Origin of the sequence: Glaciecola sp. HTCC2999, assembly GCF_000155775.1 — a bacterium.
GTDB lineage: Bacteria > Pseudomonadota > Gammaproteobacteria > Enterobacterales > Alteromonadaceae > Opacimonas.
The window spans coordinates 640,172-663,511 of record NZ_DS989810.1 but is presented as its reverse complement, the minus strand read 5'-3'; the positions used below and the strand labels follow the sequence as shown (position 1 = coordinate 663,511).

Genomic DNA, 23,340 nt, shown 5'->3' with positions numbered 1-23,340 from the left:
TATTACATATTGAGTACAGCATACCCATGTCTGAAGATGCACAGATGGAACAAGACGAATTATGGATGACACACGCACTATCCTTAGCTGATAAAGCCCAACAAACGGGTGAGGTTCCAGTGGGTGCGGTCATTGTCTTAGATAATCAAATTATAGGAGAAGGTTATAACCGTTCGATTATTAATCATGATCCATGTGGACATGCTGAAATTATGGCGATCCAATCAGCTGCGCAACACATTAATAATTATCGAATTTTAGATGCTACAATGTATGTGACTTTAGAGCCTTGTGCAATGTGTGCTGGAGCAATAGTGCATGCGAGAATGAAACGAGTGGTTTTTGGAGCATCCGATCTTAAGACTGGCTGTGCCGGGAGTATCTTAAACTTACTACAACATGATAAATTAAATCATCAAGTAGAGTTGCAACGAGGGGTGTTATCTGAATTATGCTCAGCTAAAATTTCTCAGTTTTTTAAAGATAGAAGGGCCGAAATAAAAGCGGTTAAATTAGCGAAAAAAGCAGCTTTAGCGAAGTTAAAGTCTGATTAGATTTCAGTCTTCAGTGCTTCAAAGTTAAATAAATTAAACATTTTTCTTCGTTGTAACATGCTTTGATGATTTCTCTTTAACGTAATTCGACGTCGAGAATTACTGGCGGATAAACGGCGATGTGTGCGATAAAAATTCGATTTTTTCATATATAGACCCTGTAGAACGATTCAATTGATTGAATGTATCATTATTATCAAAGGATACCGAATGTTTATGACAATGTTATGGCTAATTTATGTCAATTTCACTTTCTTCGGCTGAAGCGGTAGCATTTGTTATATACATTAAACTGTCGTAGTAGCGACGAATGTTTTCTACATATTTAACTGCGACATCACCTCTGGCAAAGCCATAGCGTGCATTTTGATAATATTTCTTTTGTTTAAGTAAAGGCAGGTGTTGTTTTACATCAACCCATAAATCGGGATCAAATCCTTTACGTTGAGTTAATACACGTGCATCTTCTACATGACCTAGCCCTAAGTTGTATGCTGCTAAAGCGAAATATATCTTATCAGGATCGCTGATGCGAGCAGGTATTCTGTCATATAAATTTCTCAGATACGTTGCCCCGCCACGGATACTCTGCTCAGGATCTAAACGAGAAGTTATCCCAACTTCCTTAGCAGTGGGGAGAGTTAGCATCATCAAGCCACGCACCCCAGTAGGAGAACGAGCATGTTTCTCCCAATGACTTTCTTGATAACTCGTTGCAGCTAATAATTGCCAATCAAAGTTACCAGAGTACTGTTCAAACCAAGGTTGATATTGAGGTAAATCCGTTTCAATGGCCGCTATAAATGCACGAGTATCTACATAATCAAATTCGCGAATGTGACCAAAGTATTTTTCTTGTAAGCGACTAAATTCTCCACTGCTTTGTAATTCGCCAAAGTATTCTAGTAATGCGCCTAACAGAGAGTCGTCTTGATTTATATGCATCAGCCAATGTTGTGCAGAAGACGTTTCCAAATCCAAGCCCATTTTTATTTCCGGGTAACGTCGTCTCATCACGTTCACTAAAGCCGAGTTTGCGATGGTCGCATCAATTTTTCTTTCTGCGACTAATAACAAGAGTTCTTCATCATCGTACTGTTCAACTTGTTGCCAATTCAGACGGTTAACATCCACACTTTTATGATGTTTTTGCATGATGGCAGCTTGTTGGCTATATCGTTGTACATAAACTTTTCCGGAGATATCGTTAATATCGGATAATTTTCGCTGGCTTCTATGAATAACAACCTGTTGAGAATAATACTGATAAGCAGGTCCGAGTTTGTATTGATTTAACGTTTCAGGCGCGAAAGAAAACTGTGAAGCAATGATGTCGATATTTTCATTTTGTAATTGCTTGAGCATTAAGCTGTTGTTATAAAATGGTTTTATTTCTAATTCAACGCCGATAAATTGAGCAAACCCGGAGGCTAATTCATATTCAAAACCACTGGGTATATCATTTTGTAAAAAATATGAATTCGCTCCATACTCAGTAGCAATGACTATTTTACCTTCTTGTAAAATACGCTTTAATTCATTACTCGGCTTGGTGAATTCATAGCAGCCTTGAAGCAATAATGCTGAGAGGATAAATAGAGCTAATTTATGCATCTAAAACTCCAAAGTTAGATTCTGATAATATGCTTAGGTTAAAAGTTAACCGATATACTCCCTATGGTAAATGTTTCTTATCAAATTGTCCTATTTAATCTATAATTGCAACTCGAAAAACGTTCATCAAACGACTGGAATCAAAGTTATGTTAATCCTCCCAGGCAGTACCTCATTATCACATTTTGCGAATCAAAAATTACTCGATGCATGTCAAGAGTTAGCGCTTCCAGTGACATCCATTAATGCTCAGTATGTGCATTTTGTCAAAGTAGATGAACCGCTTTCTCAAGCTCAACAGGATGTGTTGAATAAGTTATTAACATATGGTCCGGCGCGCGAAGAGGTTACTCATGATGGCGAGTTATTATTAGTGACACCCCGTTTTGGAACTATTTCTCCTTGGTCTTCTAAAGCCACTGATATTGCCCATAATTGTGGGTTAACCAACGTGACTAAAATTGAACGTGGTGAAGCCTATTATTTTGTTACCGATGAATATTTGACTCAAAGTCAGCGTGACCAAGTGAAAACGCTTATTCATGATCGTATGACACAAATAGTGCTAGACGATATGGATGATGCGCAAAACTTATTTATTACAGATACCCCAGGACACTTTGCATCAGTTGATATTTTAGGTGCAGGTAAACAAGCTTTAATTGATGCCAATATCAGTTACGGATTAGCCTTAGCAGACGATGAAATTGATTATTTATTTACCAGCTTCACTCGCCTTCAACGTAATCCAAACGATATTGAGTTATATATGTTTGCTCAAGCAAACTCTGAGCATTGCCGTCATAAAATTTTTAATGCTGATTGGACGATTGATGGTGTTGAACAGCCAAAATCATTATTTAAAATGATTAAGAATACTTTTGCGCATACGCCTGAGTTTGTTCATTCTGCGTATGCTGATAATGCAGCCGTCATGGAAGGGAATACCGCGGGCCGCTTTTTCCCATCACCAACGGGGCACGAGTATGAATATCATGCCGAGGCCATTGATATTTTAATGAAAGTAGAAACCCATAATCACCCGACTGCAATAGCTCCTTTTGCAGGTGCTGCAACAGGTTCTGGTGGTGAAATTCGTGATGAAGGTGCGACAGGACGTGGTTCTAAACCAAAAGCAGGCTTAGTTGGTTTTAGTGTCTCTAATTTACATATTCCTGAATTTACCCAACCTTGGGAAGTCCCATATGGTAAACCTTCTCGAATCGTTTCTGCTTTAGACATAATGCTTGATGGCCCATTAGGGGGGGCAGCATTTAATAATGAATTTGGTCGTCCTAATTTGCTTGGTTACTTCCGTACTTATGAGCAAGAAGTAACGAGTTTTAATGGTACTGAAGTACGTGGTTATCATAAACCCATAATGCTTGCCGGTGGTTTAGGGAATATCAGAAAATCGCATACTCAAAAAGGGGAAATTACGGTTGGTGCCAAGCTAATCGTATTAGGAGGCCCCGCAATGAATATCGGATTAGGTGGGGGAGCTGCCTCTTCAATGGCGTCTGGTCAATCAAATGAAGATCTTGATTTTGCATCAGTACAGCGTGATAACCCAGAAATGGAACGTCGTTGCCAAGAAGTTATCGATCGTTGTTGGCAGATGGGTGATGATAACCCTATCCAGTTTATTCATGATGTGGGTGCCGGAGGCTTATCGAATGCATTCCCTGAATTGGTAAATGACGGCGGTCGTGGTGGTAATTTCGAATTACGTAATGTACCAAATGATGAACCAGGTATGTCGCCTCATGAGATCTGGTGTAATGAATCTCAAGAGCGCTATGTATTATCTGTTGCTCCTGAAAATTTAGCGACGTTTGCTGCGTTATGTAAACGTGAACGTGCACCATTTGCGGTTGTTGGTGAGGCGACTGAAGCGCCACATTTATTATTAACGGATGAAGTACACAATAATAATCCAATCGATATGCCGCTTGATGTGTTATTGGGCAAACCACCTAAAATGCATCGTGATGTAAACAGCGTATCATTTACTCCGGATCCTCTTGTGTTAGAAGGAGTGACAGTAGAAGATGCAGTTGACCGTATTTTACGTTTACCCACAGTAGCTGAAAAAACCTTTTTGATTACTATTGGTGATCGTTCTGTTACAGGTTTAGTAGCTCGTGATCAAATGGTAGGCCCTTGGCAGATCCCTGTGGCTGATGTTGCTGTAACCGCAGCATCATTTGATACTTATCATGGGGAAGCCATGGCAATGGGTGAAAGAACACCGGTTGCACTTTTGAACTTTGGTGCTTCTGCACGTTTAGCGGTAGCCGAATCACTGACGAATATAGCAGCTTCTGATATCGGTTCGCTCAAAAGAATAAAGCTTTCTGCTAACTGGATGTCACCAGCAGGTCACCCAGGTGAAGATGCCGGTTTATATGAAGCTGTAAAAGCGATTGGAGAAGAGCTATGTCCAGCTTTGGATTTAGCGATACCTGTTGGTAAAGATTCAATGTCGATGAAGACTCAATGGGAAGAAGATGGCCAGACTAAATCAGTAACATCTCCTTTATCATTAGTGATTACAGCATTTGGCGCGGTTAATGATATTCGCAAAACATTGACCCCTCAATTACAGCTAGAACAAGGTGAAACACAATTAATCTATATTGATTTAGGTCAAGGGCAGCAGCGTCTTGGCGGTTCATGTTTGGCACAAGTTTATGGTCAACTTGGTGATAGTGTACCTGACGTGGATGATCCTCAGTTATTAAAGGGGTATTTTAACGCAATACAAACACTTGTCAGTCAACAGCTTTGTTTAGCTTATCATGATGTATCTGACGGTGGTTTGTTTACGACTTTGGCTGAAATGGCATTCGCAGGGCATTGTGGTATAGATGTTGATTTGTCTGCATTAGGAAATGCTGATAGTGCATTGCCTATCTTATTCAGTGAAGAGCTCGGTGGTGTCATCCAAGTGAAGCAATCTGATCTTGAAACCGTGATGGGCGTGCTAAGCGAACATGGTTTATCGACGTGTGTTCATCAAATTGGTCAAGCCCAATCAGGTGATAATATCGTTGTTAACATTAATAATGAAACGGTACTGAATGCGTCACGTTTAGCATTGAGAACAAAGTGGGCTGAGACAACCTATCACATGCAATCTTTACGTGATAATCCAGCGACTGCAGCGCAAGAACATGCACAAAAACAAGTTGCGGATGATCCTGGTTTACATGCTCAGTTAAGTTTTGATCTTAACGAAGATATCAGTGCCCCTTATATTGCTAAAGGTGTTTTGCCGAAAGTTGCCATCTTACGAGAGCAAGGAGTGAATTCTCATTATGAGATGGCCGCAGCGTTCGACCGTGCCGGTTTCAAGGCAATTGATGTGCATATGTCTGATGTATTATCGGGTAACGTCACCTTGGATGAATTTGCAGGATTAGCGGCGTGTGGTGGATTCTCTTATGGCGATGTGCTGGGTGCTGGTGAAGGTTGGGCAAAATCTATTTTGTATAATGAACAAGCTAAAGCGCAATTTGCCGCCTTCTTTGAACGACACTCGACCTTTGCGCTAGGTGTGTGTAATGGTTGTCAGATGCTATCTAATTTACATAGCATCATACCTGGTACAGAACATTGGCCTCACTTTGTGCAAAATCACTCTGCGCGTTTTGAAGCACGTGTGGCTATGGTTGAAGTTCAAGAGTCACCTTCTGTATTATTCGCCGGTATGGCGGGTTCACGTATGCCTATTGCGGTTTCGCATGGTGAAGGGCATGCTGAATTTGCTTCTCAGAATGATTTAGCACAAGCAGAACAACAAGGCCAAGTGAGTTTACGTTATGTAGATAATCATGGTCATGTAACGCAGCAATATCCTGCGAATCCAAATGGTTCAGTCAATGGGATCACTGGGCTGACATCCCAAGATGGACGAGTAACAATTATGATGCCTCATCCAGAACGTGTGTTTAGAGCTGTAGCTAACTCTTGGAAGCCAAGTGAATGGCAAGAAGATAGCCCATGGATGCGTTTATTTAGGAATGCACGTCGTTTCGTCAATTAATACTTTAAAATAATTTAGCGGTGTTTTACACTGCTAGATTACGTGCTCCGAATACTTAAGAATGTAAGAGATTACTCGAGGTATTTGGGGCACTTGAATAATAAAAATAACAATCAAATAAGTATGATCATGTTTAAACGTAATAAAAAAATTGGATTTACCAGTGTCTTTTTAGCTGTCATTGTAATGACAGTGACAGCAGCAATAAACGCTTCTGCTAATGCGTCGGTGTTCTTTTAACACCTATCTACTAAGCATATTTACGACATTAACTTGAAAATCGCTTTGCGTGTTTTTCACGATTAATCAGTTTCTGTTGCGGATTCTTTTTCATCATGACATAAGTGGACGCCAAACCACCATGGCTCTTATGTGCGGAATGAAATGCAATAACTTGTGGTAATGTAGGTAACCATAAATTGATATAACTTTTTAATTTAGCGGGTATAGGTTTGCTTTTAAGCCCTATACCATGCTGAATTAACATGACTCTCACGCCATGATTAAAACTCGTTTCAATACTCTCAATAAGCGCATCACGCGCCTGTTCAATCGACATTTGTGTTAAGTTTAAGCGTGTCTCAATCGGATATTTGCCTAGTCTCAAGTTTTTAAATACTCCCTCTTGAATACCATCTTGCTTGTAACTAATGACGTCATAAGGATCAATGGGCTGTGAGATTTCTAGCGATAATCCATATTTTAGTGGGCTAGATTCTTTTTCTAATGCGTCGCGCTTTAATTGCTTGGCTTGTGCAAAAGGATCGTGTTGTTTGATTGCAACCTTATCTGGCTCTGGTAGAGGAGCAACGTCAGACATTTCAGCAAAGAAAGCGGCTAAGTCATCAGGTTGAAAGCTATTTGATTGTGTCATGTTTCCACCGCAATTTTGACTGAACGGGTGTTATACAAGTAAATACGTACATCATATGATTTTAGTTTAAATATGATTAAAGCTGATTCACAGATACAGTTAATAAGGATATGTATGAGTAATGATTATGAATAAATCACACATCTCTTACATAACTTGTCCTATTTGACGTTGAGGGAATTCTCCACTCTTCTGCTACCATCCAACACATGTTGTATTTGTTCACTTCAATACTTCATTTTAAAAGATTATAGAAACTAAATATACTGTAATTGACACTAATTTGTGTAAGCAGTTTTTTATTTCTATCCCCAAAAAGATAATACGTTGGCTCAGTATAGGTCAACTAGGAGTATCATCGTGGATAAAGTGTTAAATGATTGTAATCAATCTTTAAGCAGCGAAGAATTAGTTGAGAAACATACTATTTTAGTCAAGCGTATCGCCCATCATTTATTGGCGCGTTTACCACCCAACATATTAGTTGATGACTTAATTCAAGCAGGAATGCTAGGTTTGCTTGAAGCAGCTAAAAATTTCAATAGCACTAAAGGGGCTTCTTTTGAAACGTTTGCGGGTATTCGTATTCGAGGTTCAATGTTGGATGATATACGCAAAGGTGACTGGACGCCGCGATCTGTGCATAAAAATTCACGTGCAATTACTCAGGCGATATCTTCAGTAGAAAACGAAATGAATAGTGATGCCAAAGACTCCGATATAGCGAAAAGATTAGGCATCGAATTGCCTCAATACCACAAAATGTTAAATGAAGTGAATATAGGGAAATTAGTTGGAATTGAAGATCTCGGAATATCCGAGGATGTGATAGCGACACCGGATTTCAAGTCTACCAACACCCCTTACGATGAATTAGTGCATGGTTGTTTCCAGAAGGCATTAGCTAAAGCTATTGTTTCTCTCCCAGAGCGAGAAGCGATAGTTCTATCATTATACTATGATGAAGACTTAAGTCTCCGTGAAATAGGCCAAGCTTTAAATGTGAGTGAATCTAGAGTGAGTCAGATCCATAGCCAAGCAAAGAGCAAATTAAAGATAAAATTGTCTTCTTGGCAACAGGAATTAGCATAAAGTATTAGTGTATAACGTTCAAATGAGTCATAGTAGAGACTAAGCTAGTTAAGTAACACTTTATCAGTGATAATGAACGAACAACAAACACTAAATTTAAATGACTCTCCGTTTAATGGAGGTGTGTCGCAATGGCTCACTTTCCGTTTAAGTAATAGCGCCTATGCTATTAATGTCAAATACTTGAAAGAAGTAGTAACACTTTCTCATATACATCCCATACAACATGCGCCGAAATATAGCGTAGGGTCTATAGCTCTGCGTGGTAATCACATTCACATTTTCGATACTCGTTTATGTTTCGGATTCAGTCGTTCTGAATTTACCGATGAAACTCGTATTCTCATAATTGGGCATGCCCAGAATGATGTTGGCTTTCTTGTAGATAGTATTTCTGGAGTTGTATATCTACATAACCATCAAATCGATGTTACCAGTAATAAAACAGGACAAATGAGACACATTAATACTGAAGGAACTGTCAGTAATGGCGATGAATTACTAACACTCTTAGACCTTCAGAAACTGATCAGTATAAATAAAATGACAAACACTAACGGTTAGTGAGATTTCGATATAGAAGTTAAGACGTTTAGACGTCTAGACGTATATAATTTGACATTCTATTAAAAATAGGCACAATAAACCCATTGATTTTATTGTGAGGTGCTTATGCCTATTCGGATCCCTACAGATTTACCTGCCCTAGATATTTTGAACGGTGAAAACATCTTTGCGATGGATATGGATCGTGCAGCTAATCAAGATATTCGTCCGATGGAAGTCGGGATCTTAAATCTGATGCCCAATAAAATCGAAACAGAAGTACAGATATTACGGTTGTTATCCAACACACCGTTACAAATCAATATAGATTTAATTCGGATTGATAATCAGCTTTCAAAGAATACGCCACAATCTCATATGGACGCATTTTATAAAGCTTTCAGTGATATCAAGAATAAAAAATATGATGGCATGATTATTACGGGTGCACCATTAGGCTTTATGGCATATGAAGACGTGAAGTATTGGCGTGATATGCAAGAGATTTTAGATTGGGCCAAAGTGAATGTTCAATCTACATTATATTTATGCTGGGCAGCCCACGCTGCAATGTACCATTTTTATGGACAAATGCGCGAATTACGTTCTGACAAACTATTTGGCGTGTATGAACATCAGGTCCTGGCTCCAGAGAATGAATTGATGAGAGGGTTTGATCCTATATTTAATGCGCCACATTCTCGCTATGGTAATGTACCAATTGCTGCTTATGAGAAAGTTTCTGAAATTGATGTGCTAGCCGCTTCTGAACAAACGGGTACCTACATAGCTGCGACTAAAGATAAACGTCATGTGTTTATTACCGGTCACCCTGAGTATGATGCGAATACCTTAGCTGAAGAGTATGCGCGGGATCTAGCAAACGGTCAGGACACAGCATTACCTGAAAATTATTTTTTTAATAATGATCCTACACAAGCGCCGCGCGTTTCATGGCGCTCTCACGGGACATTACTATACACTAACTGGCTGAATTACTATGTATATCAGACCACTCCATATGATTTAACCACATTGACCTAATCTATGTGAACACTAGGACGAACCACGTGTCAAATCAGTTAAGCGCTCAAATTGCGCAACTAGCAAAACAACGGATCCTGATCCTTGATGGTGCTATGGGTACCATGATCCAAACTTATCAATTTACCGAAAGCGATTATCGAGGTTCACAATATGCCGATTGGCATTGTGATGTGAAAGGTAATAATGATTTATTAGCCATCACTCAGCCTGATATTATTCGTTTTATCCATGAACAATATTTGGCAGCGGGCAGTGATATTATCGAAACTAATACGTTTAATGCGACCACTATTGCGATGGCGGATTATGACATGCAAGATATCTCAAAAGAGATAAATCTTGCGGCAGCTAAATTAGCACGTCAAGCTGCTGATAAGTATTCAAGCCCGGATAAGCCGCGTTTTGTGGCAGGTGTCTTGGGCCCGACTAATCGCACGGCTTCAATTTCACCTGATGTCAATGATCCGGGTAAACGTAATGTGTCCTTTGATGAATTAGTCGAGGCCTACGAAGAATCTACCCATGCCTTACTTGATGGTGGGGCCGATATTATTATGCTAGAAACGATTTTTGACACGTTAAATGCAAAAGCAGCGGCTTTTGCTGTTGAAAATGTGTTTGAGCAACGTGGCGAGCATTTCCCTGTGATGGTATCTGGCACTATTACTGATGCATCTGGCAGAACTTTATCAGGACAAACCACTGAAGCATTTTATCATTCCATGCGTCATTTGAGTCCCTTATCGATGGGGTTAAACTGTGCATTAGGCCCAGACTTATTACGTCAATACGTCGATGAATTATCCAATGTGGCCGATTGCTTAGTGTCTGCTCACCCTAATGCTGGGTTACCTAATGAGTTTGGTGAATATGACATGGATGCTGATGAAATGTCTGCTCATATCAAAGAGTGGGCTTCATCCGGGTTAGTCAATATTGTGGGTGGCTGTTGTGGGAGTACTCCTGAACACATTAAAGCAATTGCTGATGTTGTTGCCTCATCCAATCCTCGAGCGATACCTGAATTAGCGACTAAGATGCGCTTATCGGGTCTTGAACCATTCATTCATTAAGGAGGCACCCAAAATGACTCAAGCAGCTTCCTCATTTATTAATATAGGTGAACGTACGAATGTCACCGGTTCTGCGATGTTTAAACGCCTGATCTTAGAAGAAGATTATGAAACGGCACTCGACGTGGCAAAACAGCAGGTTGAAAACGGTGCACAGATCATTGATATCAACATGGACGAAGCCATGTTGGACTCTGAAGCGGCCATGGTACGTTTTTTAAATTTGATTGCATCTGAACCTGATATTTCACGTGTACCTATCATGATTGATTCATCAAAATGGTCAGTTATTGAAGCCGGTTTAAAATGTGTTCAAGGCAAATCGGTCGTCAACTCCATTAGTCTTAAAGAAGGTAAAGCACCTTTTGTTGAGCAAGCTAAACTGATTAAGCGCTATGGTGCTGCGACAGTAGTGATGGCGTTTGATGAGCAAGGTCAAGCTGATACCATCGAGCGTAAATATGATATTTGCGAGCGTAGTTATCGTATTTTAGTGGATGAAGTAGGTTTTCCACCTGAAGATATTATTTTTGATCCGAATATTTTTGCTGTCGCAACCGGAATTGAAGAGCACAATAACTATGCCGTCGATTTTATAGAAGCGACGCGTAAAATCCGTCAAAACCTACCCCATGCTCATGTCTCGGGTGGGTTGTCTAATATTTCATTTTCATTCCGCGGCAATAATCCGGTGCGAGAAGCTATGCATTCCGTGTTTTTATATCATGCCATTAAAGCGGGTATGGATATGGCCATTGTGAATGCTGGTCAGTTAGAAGTATATGATGAAATTCCACCTAAACTGCGCGATGCCGTCGAAGATGTGATTTTAAATCGCCACGACCAAGCAACGGATAATTTATTGGCGATAGCTCCCGAGTACCAAGGTGACGGAAAAGCGGCTAAAGTTGAGGATCTTGCTTGGCGAGAGTGGCCGGTCAATAAACGTTTAGAGCATGGCCTAGTTAAAGGGATAACCGATTACATTATCGAAGATACTGAAGCTGCTCGTCTAGAAGCGGATAAACCCTTGCATGTGATTGAGGGACCACTAATGGATGGCATGAATGTCGTGGGTGATTTATTTGGGGAAGGAAAGATGTTTCTTCCCCAAGTTGTGAAGTCTGCGCGAGTCATGAAAAAAGCAGTAGGACATTTACAGCCCTTTATAGAAGCTGAAAAAGACGGTAAAGCCTCATCCAATGGCAAAATTCTGATGGCGACAGTCAAAGGAGATGTGCATGATATTGGCAAAAATATCGTGGGGGTGGTATTACAGTGTAATAATTTTGAAGTGATTGATTTAGGTGTGATGGTGCCATGTGCCAAGATCTTACAAGTCGCAAAAGATGAAAACGTAGATATGATAGGTTTGTCAGGCCTAATTACCCCATCATTGGATGAAATGGTATATGTTGCTAAAGAAATGCAGCGTAATGGTTTGGATTTACCACTATTAATTGGTGGAGCGACAACGTCAAAAGCGCACACTGCAGTCAAAATTGAACAACATTATGACCACCCTGTAGTGTATGTGTCTAATGCAAGCCGTGCTGTGGGTGTTTGTCAGCAATTGATTTCAGATATTAAACGTCCCATTTTTCACGATAAATTGAAAAAAGAATATGCTGTGGTAAGGGATCAGCATGCACGTAAAACTCCGCGTTCTAAAGCGATTACCTTATCTCAAGCTCGGGATAATAAATTTACGTGTGACTGGGCGAACCAGTCGATTGTTACGCCTAAAAAGCTAGGCGTTGAAGCTGTGTCTGTGTCTTTAAGTACATTGCGTGAATATATTGATTGGACGCCGTTCTTTTTAACGTGGTCGCTGGCTGGGAAGTATCCTCGAATTCTAGAAGATGAAGTGGTCGGTAAAGAAGCGACGGATTTGTTTAATGATGCTCAAGCGATGCTCGATAATCTATGTGATAAAGCATTGTTAGAGGCAAAAGGGATCTACGGCTTGTTTCCTGCCAACAGTGTCGGTGATGATATTCAGATCACAGATACACAAGGAAATGCAGTCATAAGTCATCACTTGCGTCAACAAACCCATAAACCGAAAGGGGCTAATTACTGTTTGAGTGATTATATTGCGCCTCAAGATTCGGGTCGTCAAGATTACATTGGTGCCTTCGCGGTGACTGCGGGTATCGGTGAAGATGAATTGTCGGCAACCTTTCTAGCTGATGGTGATGATTACAACAGTATTATGGTCAAGGCATTAGCAGATCGACTTGCCGAAGCATTTGCAGAGTACCTTCATCAACAAGTGCGGATCACGCATTGGGGATATGCTGAGGATGAACGTCTCGACAATGAGTCCCTTATTCGTGAATTGTATCAAGGTATTCGTCCTGCACCTGGCTATGCAGCTTGTCCAGAGCATACCGAAAAGCAATTGATTTGGGATTTACTTGATGTTGAAAAACAGATTGGTATGAAGCTGACTGAAAGCTATGCGATGTGGCCAGGAGCAGCAGTATCAGGCTGGTATTTTGCTCACCCAGATGCACGTTATTTCGCTGTTGCACAAATTCAATCAGATCAGGTTGATGACTATGCCAAGCGCAAGTCGTGGGATAATGAGACGGTACAAATGTGGTTAGCACCGAACATTAACGGCTAACTTTACAAGCCCCACTGATGCGTTTATGCTTTGAGATAATTTAACACCATTACTCAACAATAAAAACGCTAGGTGGGCACTCTTTTGTATATCAATCATCACAAAGTCATTTTCTTTCGAAATGGCATGTCACTGTTAGCCAATGTCTCAGGCTCAGCTCAATCTATTCCCCTTGGTGACCCTGATTTTGTTTTACTGGATTTAGTGAATCGTATCACCCAAATGAGTGAATCAAGCATGACGGTCGATGTTTTAGCCGAGCGTATTCATGCAAGCGAATCAATGAAGCCTTTTCGTAATTTGTCGATATCACAAATTAGCCAACGTTTATCTCAATACCAATCTGTCAGTGCTTTACTTAACTCTCCAATGGATAATCCGCCGAACATAAATGCAATTCAAGTCACTGAATTGTCAGTGGATGTATTAAAAGCAGATACTCAAACATTGCCTGAGCCGATGGCTAGATTGCGACTCGGTACTCACTTCGCTATATCACTTTGCGAAAAAGGCTATTGTGCTTGGTCGTCTGTGGTCAGTGAATTTGTGGGCCTAAGTTCGCTTGATGCCATGATCTTGATGAGTTTTGGTGAAGGGCAAACGATATCTCATGTATTAACGAGTAAAGCGCCTCTGGGGGCCGGATATGATGAATACTTGCTGCGTATTGGTCAATGGCGAGCCGCAGGTTTGCTGGCAGAAGAAAAGTTAAATGTATCAAAAAGTGCTCCGGTATTAACTCCTTTTTCGACCAAAACTGAGACCGCGTTGGCCTTACCCGCTAAATGGGAAGAATCCGTCGCTGAAGATAAAGTTCCAGTGTATTTTGTCCCACACATGGAAAACCATTTTCCACTAGCACTAGGGGTATTATATAGTGCATTGTTGGCCTATAAAGAGGGTGAATTGCTCAATGATTTTCAGTTTATTCCTTTAAACTACCTCGAACCGAATGAGTTATTTAACGGCCCTTATCGAAAGTTTGGTGCAGGCGTGTGGTTGTTCTCAAATTACATGTGGTCGATTGACGTTAATATGCAAATCAGTCAAGCCGTGAAGCAACACCACGTTGGTAATTTTACTATTCATGGCGGACCAAGTACGCCTGATTATCAAAACGCCTGTGAAGATTTTTTAACCGAACATACGTCTGTCGATATCGCTGTTCATGGGGAAGGTGAGATAACAATAACTGAGTTGGTTGAATCACTACGTGCGATAAAAGCCCCATCTAGTATGCATAAACGGAGCATTCAAGCCGATTATCGTCGCCTTGCAGAGGTGAAGGGGATCACCTATCGTGAGAGCATGACGAATCGACTGATTCGCACGGGCGCTAGAGAGCGCATGAAAACACCTGATAGTGTGCCATCTCCCTATTTATCTGGTCTATTTGATGAATACCAAGGCCGAGTCGAAGCGGCGATTATTGAAACTAATCGCGGTTGCCCTTATGGGTGTACATTTTGTGACTGGGGCAGTGCAACCAATCAAAAAATTAGAAAATTTGATTTACAACGGGTTAAAGATGAAATCACCTGGATAGGTAAAAATAATATTCGTGTGATGTGGATTGCGGATGCTAATTATGGCTTATATGATCGTGATATTGAGATTTCGCAATTTATTGTCGATACCAAAGCTAAATATGGCTACCCACAAGAAATTGTGGTGAACTACACGAAAAATTCCACATGGCGATTAGTGGAAATTATCAAAATCTTTACTGCCGGTGGGATTATTGGGCAAGGGATCATATCTATTCAGACGACAGATGAACAAACCCTAGATGTTATTAATCGTAAAAACATTCGTACCCAACGCTATGATGAACTCGCTCAAGCCTTCACTGACTTAAATTTACCTCTATCAACAGATTTGATGATCGGGCTGCCAGGAATGACCGTTGCTTCTTTCACTGCTGATTTACAGCGTTACATTGATATGGATGTGTCTGTGAAAGCTTATCCAACTCAGTTACTACCCAATAGTCCAATGGCTGAGCCTGGGTATATGGCAAAGTATGAAATTAAAACGGATGAACATAGCTTTTTAACGTCAACGTATAGTTACACGCCGCAAGATATGAAACGCATGAACGCGATTTATCAAATATATGTCATGGCTGATGGTTATAGTTTGTTGCGTTATATCATGCGTTATATGCAGTGGGAATATGATATTGCTGCAGGAGAATTTATGGCGAATTTACTTGATGACATAAATCGAGCGCCTGATGCATACCCATTACTGACTTGGGCCACTCGATATTTTAACGGTGATAAATCCATGCCATCTGGCTGGACATTATTTTATCAAGAAGTTCGTGATTATTTAATAACTCGATATGATGTATCTAATGATTCGGCCTTAGACACTGTTATCTCAGTAAATCAAGCTGCAATGCCTGATGATGCCATGGATTATCCTCTGTATGTCGATATGAAGCATGATTTTGTTGCTTATTTTAAACAAGCATCGCAGGCTCGAGCACCATTAGCCACGTTTGAAGCGGCGACAATGCAGTTCACTGATCCTAATAGATTAGCGAGTATTGATTTAGATGCTGCCCAATACGATTCTCATCAGTATTTTTGGGAGTTACACTCTGGTGTAGCAAGACCTAAATCGTTAGCGGAATTTGCTGCTTAATGGTGGGTGGTTGAATGTCCAATATCTTAATTCGTCCAATGGAGCTGATGGATGCTGAATTTGTTTTAGACTTATACAATCAACCTGCATTTATTCAATATATTGCAGATAAACAAATTAAAAACATCGATGATGCTAAAGCTTATATTATTCATGGTCCGAAGGCATCTCATCAACAATTTGGGCATGGTTTGGATGTGATTATTGATGCTGAAAAACAGTTACCGGTCGGTGTGTGTGGTTTATTACAACGAGCTGAGTTATCAGCGCCTGACTTAGGCTATGCAATATCATCTCAATTCGTAGGTTTAGGTTATGCTTATCAGGCTTGTCAAATAGCGATTGCTCAAGGGTTTGATACTTTAATTACCAATGAAATTTTGGCCATTGTATCGTTGCATAATATTCCGTCTATTGGACTATTAGAAAAGCTCAATTTTGTTAGAGTAGAATCTATGATATGGCAAGGCGAAAAAAACTGGCTTTATCGCCTTACTTGTGAAAAATGAGTTTAACCACAAAAAAGCCCCTATAAAAGGGGCTTAACTAGTGTTTATTTTGTATATTACCAAATACGAACACGTTCTTCTGGTGCAAGATACAATGCATCTCCTGGTTTGACGTCAAACGCTTCGTACCAGGCATCATGGTTACGTGGTGCTAATGCACGATAACGACCAGGTGCGTGAGTTCCGCCTCGAAGCTGGTTAAGCATACTTTCTTCGGTGCGTTTTTCTTTCCACACTTGTGCCCAAGCTAAGAAGAAACGTTGGTCGCCTGTGGTGCCATCAATGATAGGCGCTTCTTCACCATTTAAACTCAGTTGATAAGCGTGATATGCCATCGCTAGTCCACCGACATCACCGATGTTCTCACCTAATGAGTTTTTACCATTGACAAAGTTACCTTCAATAGGCTCATATGCTGAGTATTGCTCGGCAAGATTAGCAGCTTTGGCTTCAAATGCTGCACGATCTTCATCGGTCCACCAGTTACGTTGAACACCCATTGCATCTGATTTTGAACCTTGATCATCAAAACCATGGCCCATTTCATGCCCAATAACTGCACCAATGCCACCATAATTGACTGCAGGATCTGCGTTGGGGTCAAAGAATGGTGGTTGTAAAATGGCGGCTGGGAAGACAATTTCATTAAATGAAGAATTGTAATAAGCATTGACTTGTTGCGGTGTCATACCCCAACGTTCACGATCAGTGGGTTTCATTTCATTAGCGACATCTTTAGCTTGGAAAAATTGACGTAGTGTTTTCACATTGCCCATTAAGTCTGTACTGCTGATGTCTAGTCCTGCAAAATTAATGGCTTGATCTGGGTAACCTATTTTAGGGCGGAAAGCAGCTAATTTCGCTTTTGCGTTAACTTTTGTTTCTTCCCCCATCCAATCAAGATTGTCAATGCGTTGGCCTAGAGCGGTTCGCAGGTTTTCAACCAGTTCGGCCATTTGAGCTTTAGAACTCTCAGGGAAATATCGCTCGGTATAAATTTCACCAATTGCAAAACCTAGACTTTCGGTACCTGACATCGCACTGATAGCACGCTTCCAACGTGGACGAGGCTCTTGTTGACCATTTAGAATAGTACCAAAAAAAGCAAAGTTAGTGTTGTAGATATCTTCAGATAACATCGATGCGTTGTTAGAGATTGTATGATAGGTGAGATATGCTTTCCAATCAGCTAAGGCTTGGTTGTTGACTAACTCAATAGCATCTTTAACGGGTTCAGGTTGACGCACATTTAAATGTGGAATGGCAAAGCCAGAAGAGGCAAAAAAACTATCCCAATCAAAATTAGCGTATTCTACTTCAAATGCGTCTCGCTCAAACTGGTTTAACGCTAGATCACGGTCACGACGCTTTTCACGTGGCCATTGGATTTCAGCAATTTTTGTTTCTAACGCTAAAATAGCAGCTGCTTGTTTAGTTGCATCTGCTTCAGATACACCGGCAAAGGCTAGCATCTTCGCAATATGTGCTTGGTATTCGTTTCGAATATTTACAAAACGTTCTGAATCGAGTAAATAATAATCGCGATCAGGTAGCCCTAAACCACCCACCCCAACATGTAATTGATATTCATTAGGATCTTTAGGATTAGTCCACATCCCACCCCATATTGGAGACGTGGTACCGGTTAACCAGGCCTCTCCAAAAGTACGGGTTAGATCCGCGACTGAATCAATATTCGCAATTTCATCAAGGGTCGTTTGTAGTGGTGTAATACCTAATTTATTTAATGTATCAGTATCCATGTAGGCATTATAAAAATCAGCAACTAATTTCTCAGTACCAGCTAGGTTATCTTTAGCTGATAAATCTTCAATGATGGCTTTAACCTCATCATTTGAGCGTTCAGCTAATTTTGAAAATGCACCAAAACGTGTTTTGTCTGCGGGCAATTCATAGTTTTGATACCAATTACCACTGGCATACATAAAGAAATCATCGCCAGGTTTGATACTTAAATCACGTGCACTTAAATCAACACCAAATGTGCCTAATTCTGCTTTAGCAACGGTGCTTGTTGCTTCAACTGAAGCTGCAGTGTCTGTCGTAGGCGTATTGCCAGTGCATCCGCCTAGTATAAAGCTAGCTGCAACTAATGTTGCTATTGTTGTTCTTTTCATCATGTTATTGTTTTTCCATTGAGTAAAATTCTTACAAAATTATCATATCAATACTACGAAGGCTTGCCTACCAAACCGACATATCTGTTTACATAATTATAAATAGCCTCTACGAGTCACTGTTTTGTTTAAAAGGAAGCAACTCGTCACACTTCGTTTTGTATTGTTTCATGCCAATTTTTTCTCGCTGTAAAAAATCATCCACAGCAGTTTCAAAATCAGAATGGGCAAGGGCATGAAATGAGTGACAGTAAGTTGGTGCAAATCCCCTTAATATTTTGTGTTCCCCTTGAGTGCCTGGATTAAAGCGTTGGATATTATGCTCAATTGCAAACTCTATACCTTGATAATAACAGCATTCAAAATGTAAACCATCGACTTCGCTTAATGCTCCCCAATAGCGACCGTAAAGTTGTTGAGCATCAAATAAAAACAGCGAGCCAGCAATATATTGGTCATTTTCTTTAGCTAACACGAGCAACATATGTTTTGCAAAATGTGCAAAGAGTTGTTCGAAAAAAGAATGGGTTAAATAGCCTTCGTGGCCACTTCGTTTTAAGTAGGTGGCGCGATAGCAATCATAAAAAAAACGCATATGTTCAGGAGTAATTTTACTGCCATGTAAACGCTCAATGGTAATTTGTTGTTGCTTGATTTTTTTACGCTCTTTTCTGATTGAGCGACGTTTTCGAGACGTACAATGTCCTAAAAAATCATCGAAATCAGTGTATGTTTGATTGCGCCATTCAAATTGTAAGGAAAGCCGATGTAATAGTGGTGTTTGTGCTAACTGCTGATGTTCTTGATGGTTTGCAAATAAGAAGTGCACCGATGAAAAATGTTGGTCATAGAGAAAGGCTTTTATACATTCTATTATTTGAGGTAATACCTGCCATTGTGCGACATCCTCTATCCAGCCAATGCGCTGAGCGGTGACAGGAGTGAATGGAATCGCATTAATCCATTTAGGATAATAATTGATTCCATGTTGTGCATAAGCATTCGCCCATGCATGGTCAAAGATATATTCACCGTAACTATGAGTTTTGATATAACCGGGTAGCAATGCGATTAGCTCATTTTCGCATTTGATACCTAAATGATAAGGCAACCATCCAGTGTTCTTGCCGACGCTGTTACTTTGTTCTAAACACAATAGAAAATAATGTTTTAAACAAGGCCCTCCGGTTTGATGAAATGCTTTATCCCATACTTGCGAGTCAATGTGTGAAATATCAGTAAATGCCACCACACTAAAAGTCACGGTTGTTCCTTTTTTATTAAGATTTAGTTATTCTTACCTTTAGTTAAACTCAATAGTTCATAAGTTTAGGTAAGGTCAATGGATTTAGATAATATTCCTCTTGATAGCGATGATCCAGTGGTGGATGATCCGTTACGTGTCATCCGACACAAAATTACCCGCCTACTGGCTAAACGTGAACATAGCGTAGCTGAAATTCAGCAAAAATTAGGGCAACAAGGTTTAAACAGTGACCATGTGGATGATGTGCTAGCTAAGTTTATCGCTAAAGATATTCAATCTGACTACCGCTTCACTTTTCATTTTGTGCGTAATTGTATGGCGAAAGGTCAGGGATTAGCCCGTATTAAACAGGCACTATATCCTCATGATATTGATGAAACTATGTTATCCGAGGCATTATCTGAGTTACAGCCAGATTGGTATGAGCTAGCGTATGAGGTTAAATGCAAAAAGTATTCTACTGCGCGTGAAACTGACTGGACATTAAAACAAAAACAGATGCGATTTCTACAATATCGTGGGTTTTCTCAAGATGAAATTAACTTTGCACTTAGTCATTAGTCTTAATAAGTTCATTTATATTTATAAAACAGTCACATCCTATGAAATTCTCCTAAATTGCTATTAAATATAGCGGTTTTTTGTGATAAATTACCGCTCTTATTTGTAGCAATCCATTTTATTTCTTCGGCATAGCTTCCTTAAAGGATTATTCATGACGCGTTCAACCGCCCAAATTAGACAGGCATTTTTAGATTATTTTGGCCAACATGGTCATCAATCTGTTTCTTCATCTTCATTAGTTCCACACGATGATCCGACGTTGTTATTTACCAATGCAGGAATGAACCAGTTTAAGGATGTGTTTTTAGGCGCTGAGCAGCGCAACTATTCTCGCGCGGTGTCTTCGCAACGTTGCGTACGTGCTGGTGGTAAACATAATGATCTTGATAATGTAGGCTACACTGCTCGTCATCATACTTTCTTTGAAATGTTAGGTAACTTCAGTTTTGGTGATTACTTCAAACAAGATGCCATTAAGTTCGCATGGACTTTTTTAACAAAAGAACTTGGTTTACCGGCTGAAAAATTATTAGTCACTGTCTATGCTGAAGATGATGAAGCATTCGCTATTTGGGAAAATGAAATAGGTCTCCCTCCTGAAAAAATAATTCGTATCGCAACATCTGATAACTTTTGGTCAATGGGTGATACTGGACCTTGTGGCCCGTGTTCTGAAATTTTCTATGATCATGGTGAACACATATGGGGTGGAGTACCAGGCAGCCCTGAAGAAGATGGCGATCGCTTTATTGAAATCTGGAATTTAGTTTTCATGCAGTACAACAAATCTGCAGATGGCACTATGGAACCGTTACCTAAACCGTCTATTGACACTGGTATGGGACTTGAGCGTATTTCAGCTATCCTACAAAACGTCCACAGTAATTACGAAATTGACATTTTCCAAGCACTCATAAAAGCCGCGGCTGAAATCGTTGGTACAGTAGATTTAGATGACAAATCGTTGCGAGTCATTGCTGACCATATTCGTTCATGTAGTTTTTTAATTTGTGATGGTGTAATGCCTTCCAATGAAGGACGCGGTTACGTACTTCGTCGTATTATTCGCCGGGCAGTTCGCCATGGGTATAAACTCGGTGCACAAGACATCTTTTTTTATAAATTAGTATCTGCACTTACCCAACAGATGGGCGATGCATATCCTGAGTTAGTAGAGCAGTTACCTGTTATTGAAAAAGTATTACGTGTTGAGGAAGAGCAATTTTCACGCACACTAGAACGTGGTATGAACATTCTGACTCAACAATTGACCGAGCTGGAAGGGGATGTTGTCCCTGGAGAAGTGGTGTTTAAGTTATATGATACCTATGGTTTTCCTGCTGATTTAACGGCTGATGTTGCTCGTGAACATAATGTTAGGATTGATGAAACAGGATTTGAAACCGCGATGCAAGCCCAACGTGCTAGAGCGCAACAGGCGAGTAATTTTGGTACAGATTATAATGAAGCTTTGAAGATTACACACGCTACCGATTTTACTGGGTATGATAAGACAACTGATGTTGGGACAGTTTTAGAGATCATCGTTGAAAATACATCGGTAACAAGTATCGACGCTGGTCAAAAAGGCATTGTGATTTTAGATAATACAGCTTTCTATGCTGAGTCAGGTGGACAAACTGGTGATAGCGGTGTCCTTAAATTAAATGATGCGGCAGTGTTCACCGTCACGGATACGCAAAAACTTGCGAATGCGTTTGGTCATCAAGGTATTGCCAAAGCCAAGTTATCTGTTGGTGCTAATGTAGTAACTCAAGTCGACGATTCACGTCGAGAAGCCATAAAACTCAATCATAGTGCAACTCATTTATTGCATGCAGCGTTACGTGAATTACTAGGTGAACATGTTGCGCAAAAAGGGTCATTAGTAGATGATGAAAAGTTACGTTTTGACTTTGCCCATTATGAGGCTGTAACTACAGAACAATTAATTTCAATTGAACGATTAGTAAACGCTCAAATTCGTCAAAATCATGAGCTAACAACTAAATTGATGGAACTTGATGAAGCAAAAGCATCAGGAGCCATGGCTTTATTTGGTGAAAAATATGATGAGAAAGTTCGAGTGGTATCAATGGGGAATTTCTCTACTGAATTATGTGGTGGTACTCATGTATCTCGGACGGGTGACATAGGGTTATGCAAGATAACTTCTGAAAGTGGTATTGCCTCTGGTGTACGTCGTATTGAAGCCATCACAGGAGAAGCTGCAATTAATTATGTGCAAGAACAAGCATACTTATTGCAAAATGCAGCGAATATATTAAAGGTTGAACCAATTAATCTGATTGAACGTATCAATAACAATCAAGACCTACTAAAAGCAACAGAAAAGTCATTAAATCAAGCAAAACAACAATTAGCGAGCCAACAAGGCTCTGATTTGATGAATCAAGTGCAAGTTATAAAAGAACATAATGTGTTAGTAGCTAACTTACCAGATGTTGAAGTTAAAGCATTAAAAGGCATGCTGGATGAGTTAAAACAAAAGATTTCTTCGGGTATTATCGTTTTAGGTGTACCTGGTGATGGTAAAGTTAATTTGATCGCAGGGGTAACCGGTGATTTAATTAATAAAATAAAAGCAGGCGAGCTGGTGAACTTTGTTGCTTCTCAAGTAGGCGGTAAAGGTGGTGGTAGACCTGATATGGCTCAAGCTGGTGGAACTAAACCTGAAAATTTAGAACATGCATTAACATCTGTGTATGG

The 23,340-nt window shown here is 40.1% G+C and carries 15 protein-coding genes; 11 read left to right on the top strand and 4 right to left on the bottom strand.

Annotated features, from left to right (window positions below; all coding sequences use genetic code 11):
- Positions 1-26 precede the first annotated feature (26 nt).
- Positions 27-554: a tRNA adenosine(34) deaminase TadA gene (tadA, locus tag G2999_RS02870; RefSeq protein ID WP_010178534.1), complete on the top strand. Its 528-nt coding sequence runs from the start codon at positions 27-29 to the stop codon at positions 552-554.
- A 231-nt stretch (positions 555-785) separates the two neighbouring features.
- Here tadA and mltF read toward each other — a convergent pair whose 3' ends face one another.
- Complete coding sequence (gene mltF / locus G2999_RS02865) at positions 786-2,168, bottom strand: membrane-bound lytic murein transglycosylase MltF (protein ID WP_010178533.1); 1,383 nt, start codon at positions 2,166-2,168, stop codon at positions 786-788.
- Between the two features lie 148 nt (positions 2,169-2,316).
- Between mltF and purL the strand changes: the two genes are divergently transcribed.
- Complete coding sequence (gene purL / locus G2999_RS02860; RefSeq protein WP_010178531.1) at positions 2,317-6,216, top strand: phosphoribosylformylglycinamidine synthase; 3,900 nt, start codon at positions 2,317-2,319, stop codon at positions 6,214-6,216.
- Positions 6,217-6,484: 268 nt separating this feature from the next.
- Here purL and smrA read toward each other — a convergent pair whose 3' ends face one another.
- On the bottom strand, positions 6,485-7,090 hold the full coding sequence (smrA, locus tag G2999_RS02850; RefSeq protein WP_010178526.1) for a DNA endonuclease SmrA: 606 nt from the start codon (positions 7,088-7,090) through the stop codon (positions 6,485-6,487).
- Positions 7,091-7,450: 360 nt separating this feature from the next.
- Here smrA and G2999_RS02845 point away from each other — a divergent pair, with 360 nt between their 5' ends.
- The 7 genes from G2999_RS02845 to G2999_RS02815 all read left to right on the top strand — a co-directional run bounded on the left by G2999_RS02845 (position 7,451) and on the right by G2999_RS02815 (position 16,641).
- On the top strand, positions 7,451-8,182 hold the full coding sequence (locus G2999_RS02845; RefSeq protein WP_010178525.1) for an RNA polymerase sigma factor FliA: 732 nt from the start codon (positions 7,451-7,453) through the stop codon (positions 8,180-8,182).
- A 72-nt stretch (positions 8,183-8,254) separates the two neighbouring features.
- Entirely contained in the window at positions 8,255-8,746 is a 492-nt protein-coding gene (locus tag G2999_RS02840; RefSeq protein ID WP_010178522.1) for a chemotaxis protein CheW, read from the top strand.
- Positions 8,747-8,854: 108 nt separating this feature from the next.
- Positions 8,855-9,772, top strand: coding sequence for a homoserine O-succinyltransferase (metA, locus tag G2999_RS02835; protein ID WP_010178520.1), 918 nt, complete (start codon positions 8,855-8,857; stop codon positions 9,770-9,772).
- Between the two features lie 26 nt (positions 9,773-9,798).
- On the top strand, positions 9,799-10,848 hold the full coding sequence (locus G2999_RS02830; RefSeq protein WP_010178518.1) for a homocysteine S-methyltransferase family protein: 1,050 nt from the start codon (positions 9,799-9,801) through the stop codon (positions 10,846-10,848).
- A 13-nt stretch (positions 10,849-10,861) separates the two neighbouring features.
- Entirely contained in the window at positions 10,862-13,480 is a 2,619-nt protein-coding gene (gene metH, locus G2999_RS02825) for a methionine synthase (protein ID WP_010178515.1), read from the top strand.
- 126 nt (positions 13,481-13,606) lie between these two features.
- Entirely contained in the window at positions 13,607-16,132 is a 2,526-nt protein-coding gene (locus tag G2999_RS02820) for a radical SAM protein (RefSeq protein ID WP_156780190.1), read from the top strand.
- Positions 16,133-16,146: 14 nt separating this feature from the next.
- Complete coding sequence (locus tag G2999_RS02815) at positions 16,147-16,641, top strand: GNAT family N-acetyltransferase (RefSeq protein WP_010178512.1); 495 nt, start codon at positions 16,147-16,149, stop codon at positions 16,639-16,641.
- A gap of 56 nt (positions 16,642-16,697) precedes the next feature.
- On the opposite strand, the gene G2999_RS02810 is transcribed toward G2999_RS02815, so the two are convergent.
- Positions 16,698-18,779 (bottom strand): M13 family metallopeptidase, encoded by a 2,082-nt coding sequence (locus G2999_RS02810; RefSeq protein WP_010178509.1) that lies wholly within the window; start codon positions 18,777-18,779, stop codon positions 16,698-16,700.
- A 109-nt stretch (positions 18,780-18,888) separates the two neighbouring features.
- Entirely contained in the window at positions 18,889-20,043 is a 1,155-nt protein-coding gene (locus G2999_RS02805; protein WP_010178507.1) for a GNAT family N-acetyltransferase, read from the bottom strand.
- A gap of 78 nt (positions 20,044-20,121) precedes the next feature.
- Here G2999_RS02805 and G2999_RS02800 point away from each other — a divergent pair, with 78 nt between their 5' ends.
- On the top strand, positions 20,122-20,607 hold the full coding sequence (locus G2999_RS02800) for a regulatory protein RecX (RefSeq protein ID WP_010178505.1): 486 nt from the start codon (positions 20,122-20,124) through the stop codon (positions 20,605-20,607).
- Positions 20,608-20,761: 154 nt separating this feature from the next.
- On the top strand, positions 20,762-23,340 hold a 2,579-nt coding region (gene alaS / locus G2999_RS11685), incomplete at its 3' end, for an alanine--tRNA ligase (protein WP_010178503.1).

Coding starts and splice junctions, on each gene's coding strand:
- tadA (WP_010178534.1), top strand. CDS start 27: ATGTCTGAAGATGCACAGATGGAACAAGACGAATTATGGATGACACAC.
- smrA (WP_010178526.1), bottom strand. CDS start 7,090: ATGACACAATCAAATAGCTTTCAACCTGATGACTTAGCCGCTTTCTTT.
- G2999_RS02815 (WP_010178512.1), top strand. CDS start 16,147: ATGTCCAATATCTTAATTCGTCCAATGGAGCTGATGGATGCTGAATTT.
- G2999_RS02800 (WP_010178505.1), top strand. CDS start 20,122: ATGGATTTAGATAATATTCCTCTTGATAGCGATGATCCAGTGGTGGAT.
- mltF (WP_010178533.1), bottom strand. CDS start 2,168: ATGCATAAATTAGCTCTATTTATCCTCTCAGCATTATTGCTTCAAGGC.
- G2999_RS02840 (WP_010178522.1), top strand. CDS start 8,255: ATGAACGAACAACAAACACTAAATTTAAATGACTCTCCGTTTAATGGA.
- G2999_RS02810 (WP_010178509.1), bottom strand. CDS start 18,779: ATGAAAAGAACAACAATAGCAACATTAGTTGCAGCTAGCTTTATACTA.
- G2999_RS02820 (WP_156780190.1), top strand. CDS start 13,607: ATGTCACTGTTAGCCAATGTCTCAGGCTCAGCTCAATCTATTCCCCTT.
- metA (WP_010178520.1), top strand. CDS start 8,855: ATGCCTATTCGGATCCCTACAGATTTACCTGCCCTAGATATTTTGAAC.
- metH (WP_010178515.1), top strand. CDS start 10,862: ATGACTCAAGCAGCTTCCTCATTTATTAATATAGGTGAACGTACGAAT.
- purL (WP_010178531.1), top strand. CDS start 2,317: ATGTTAATCCTCCCAGGCAGTACCTCATTATCACATTTTGCGAATCAA.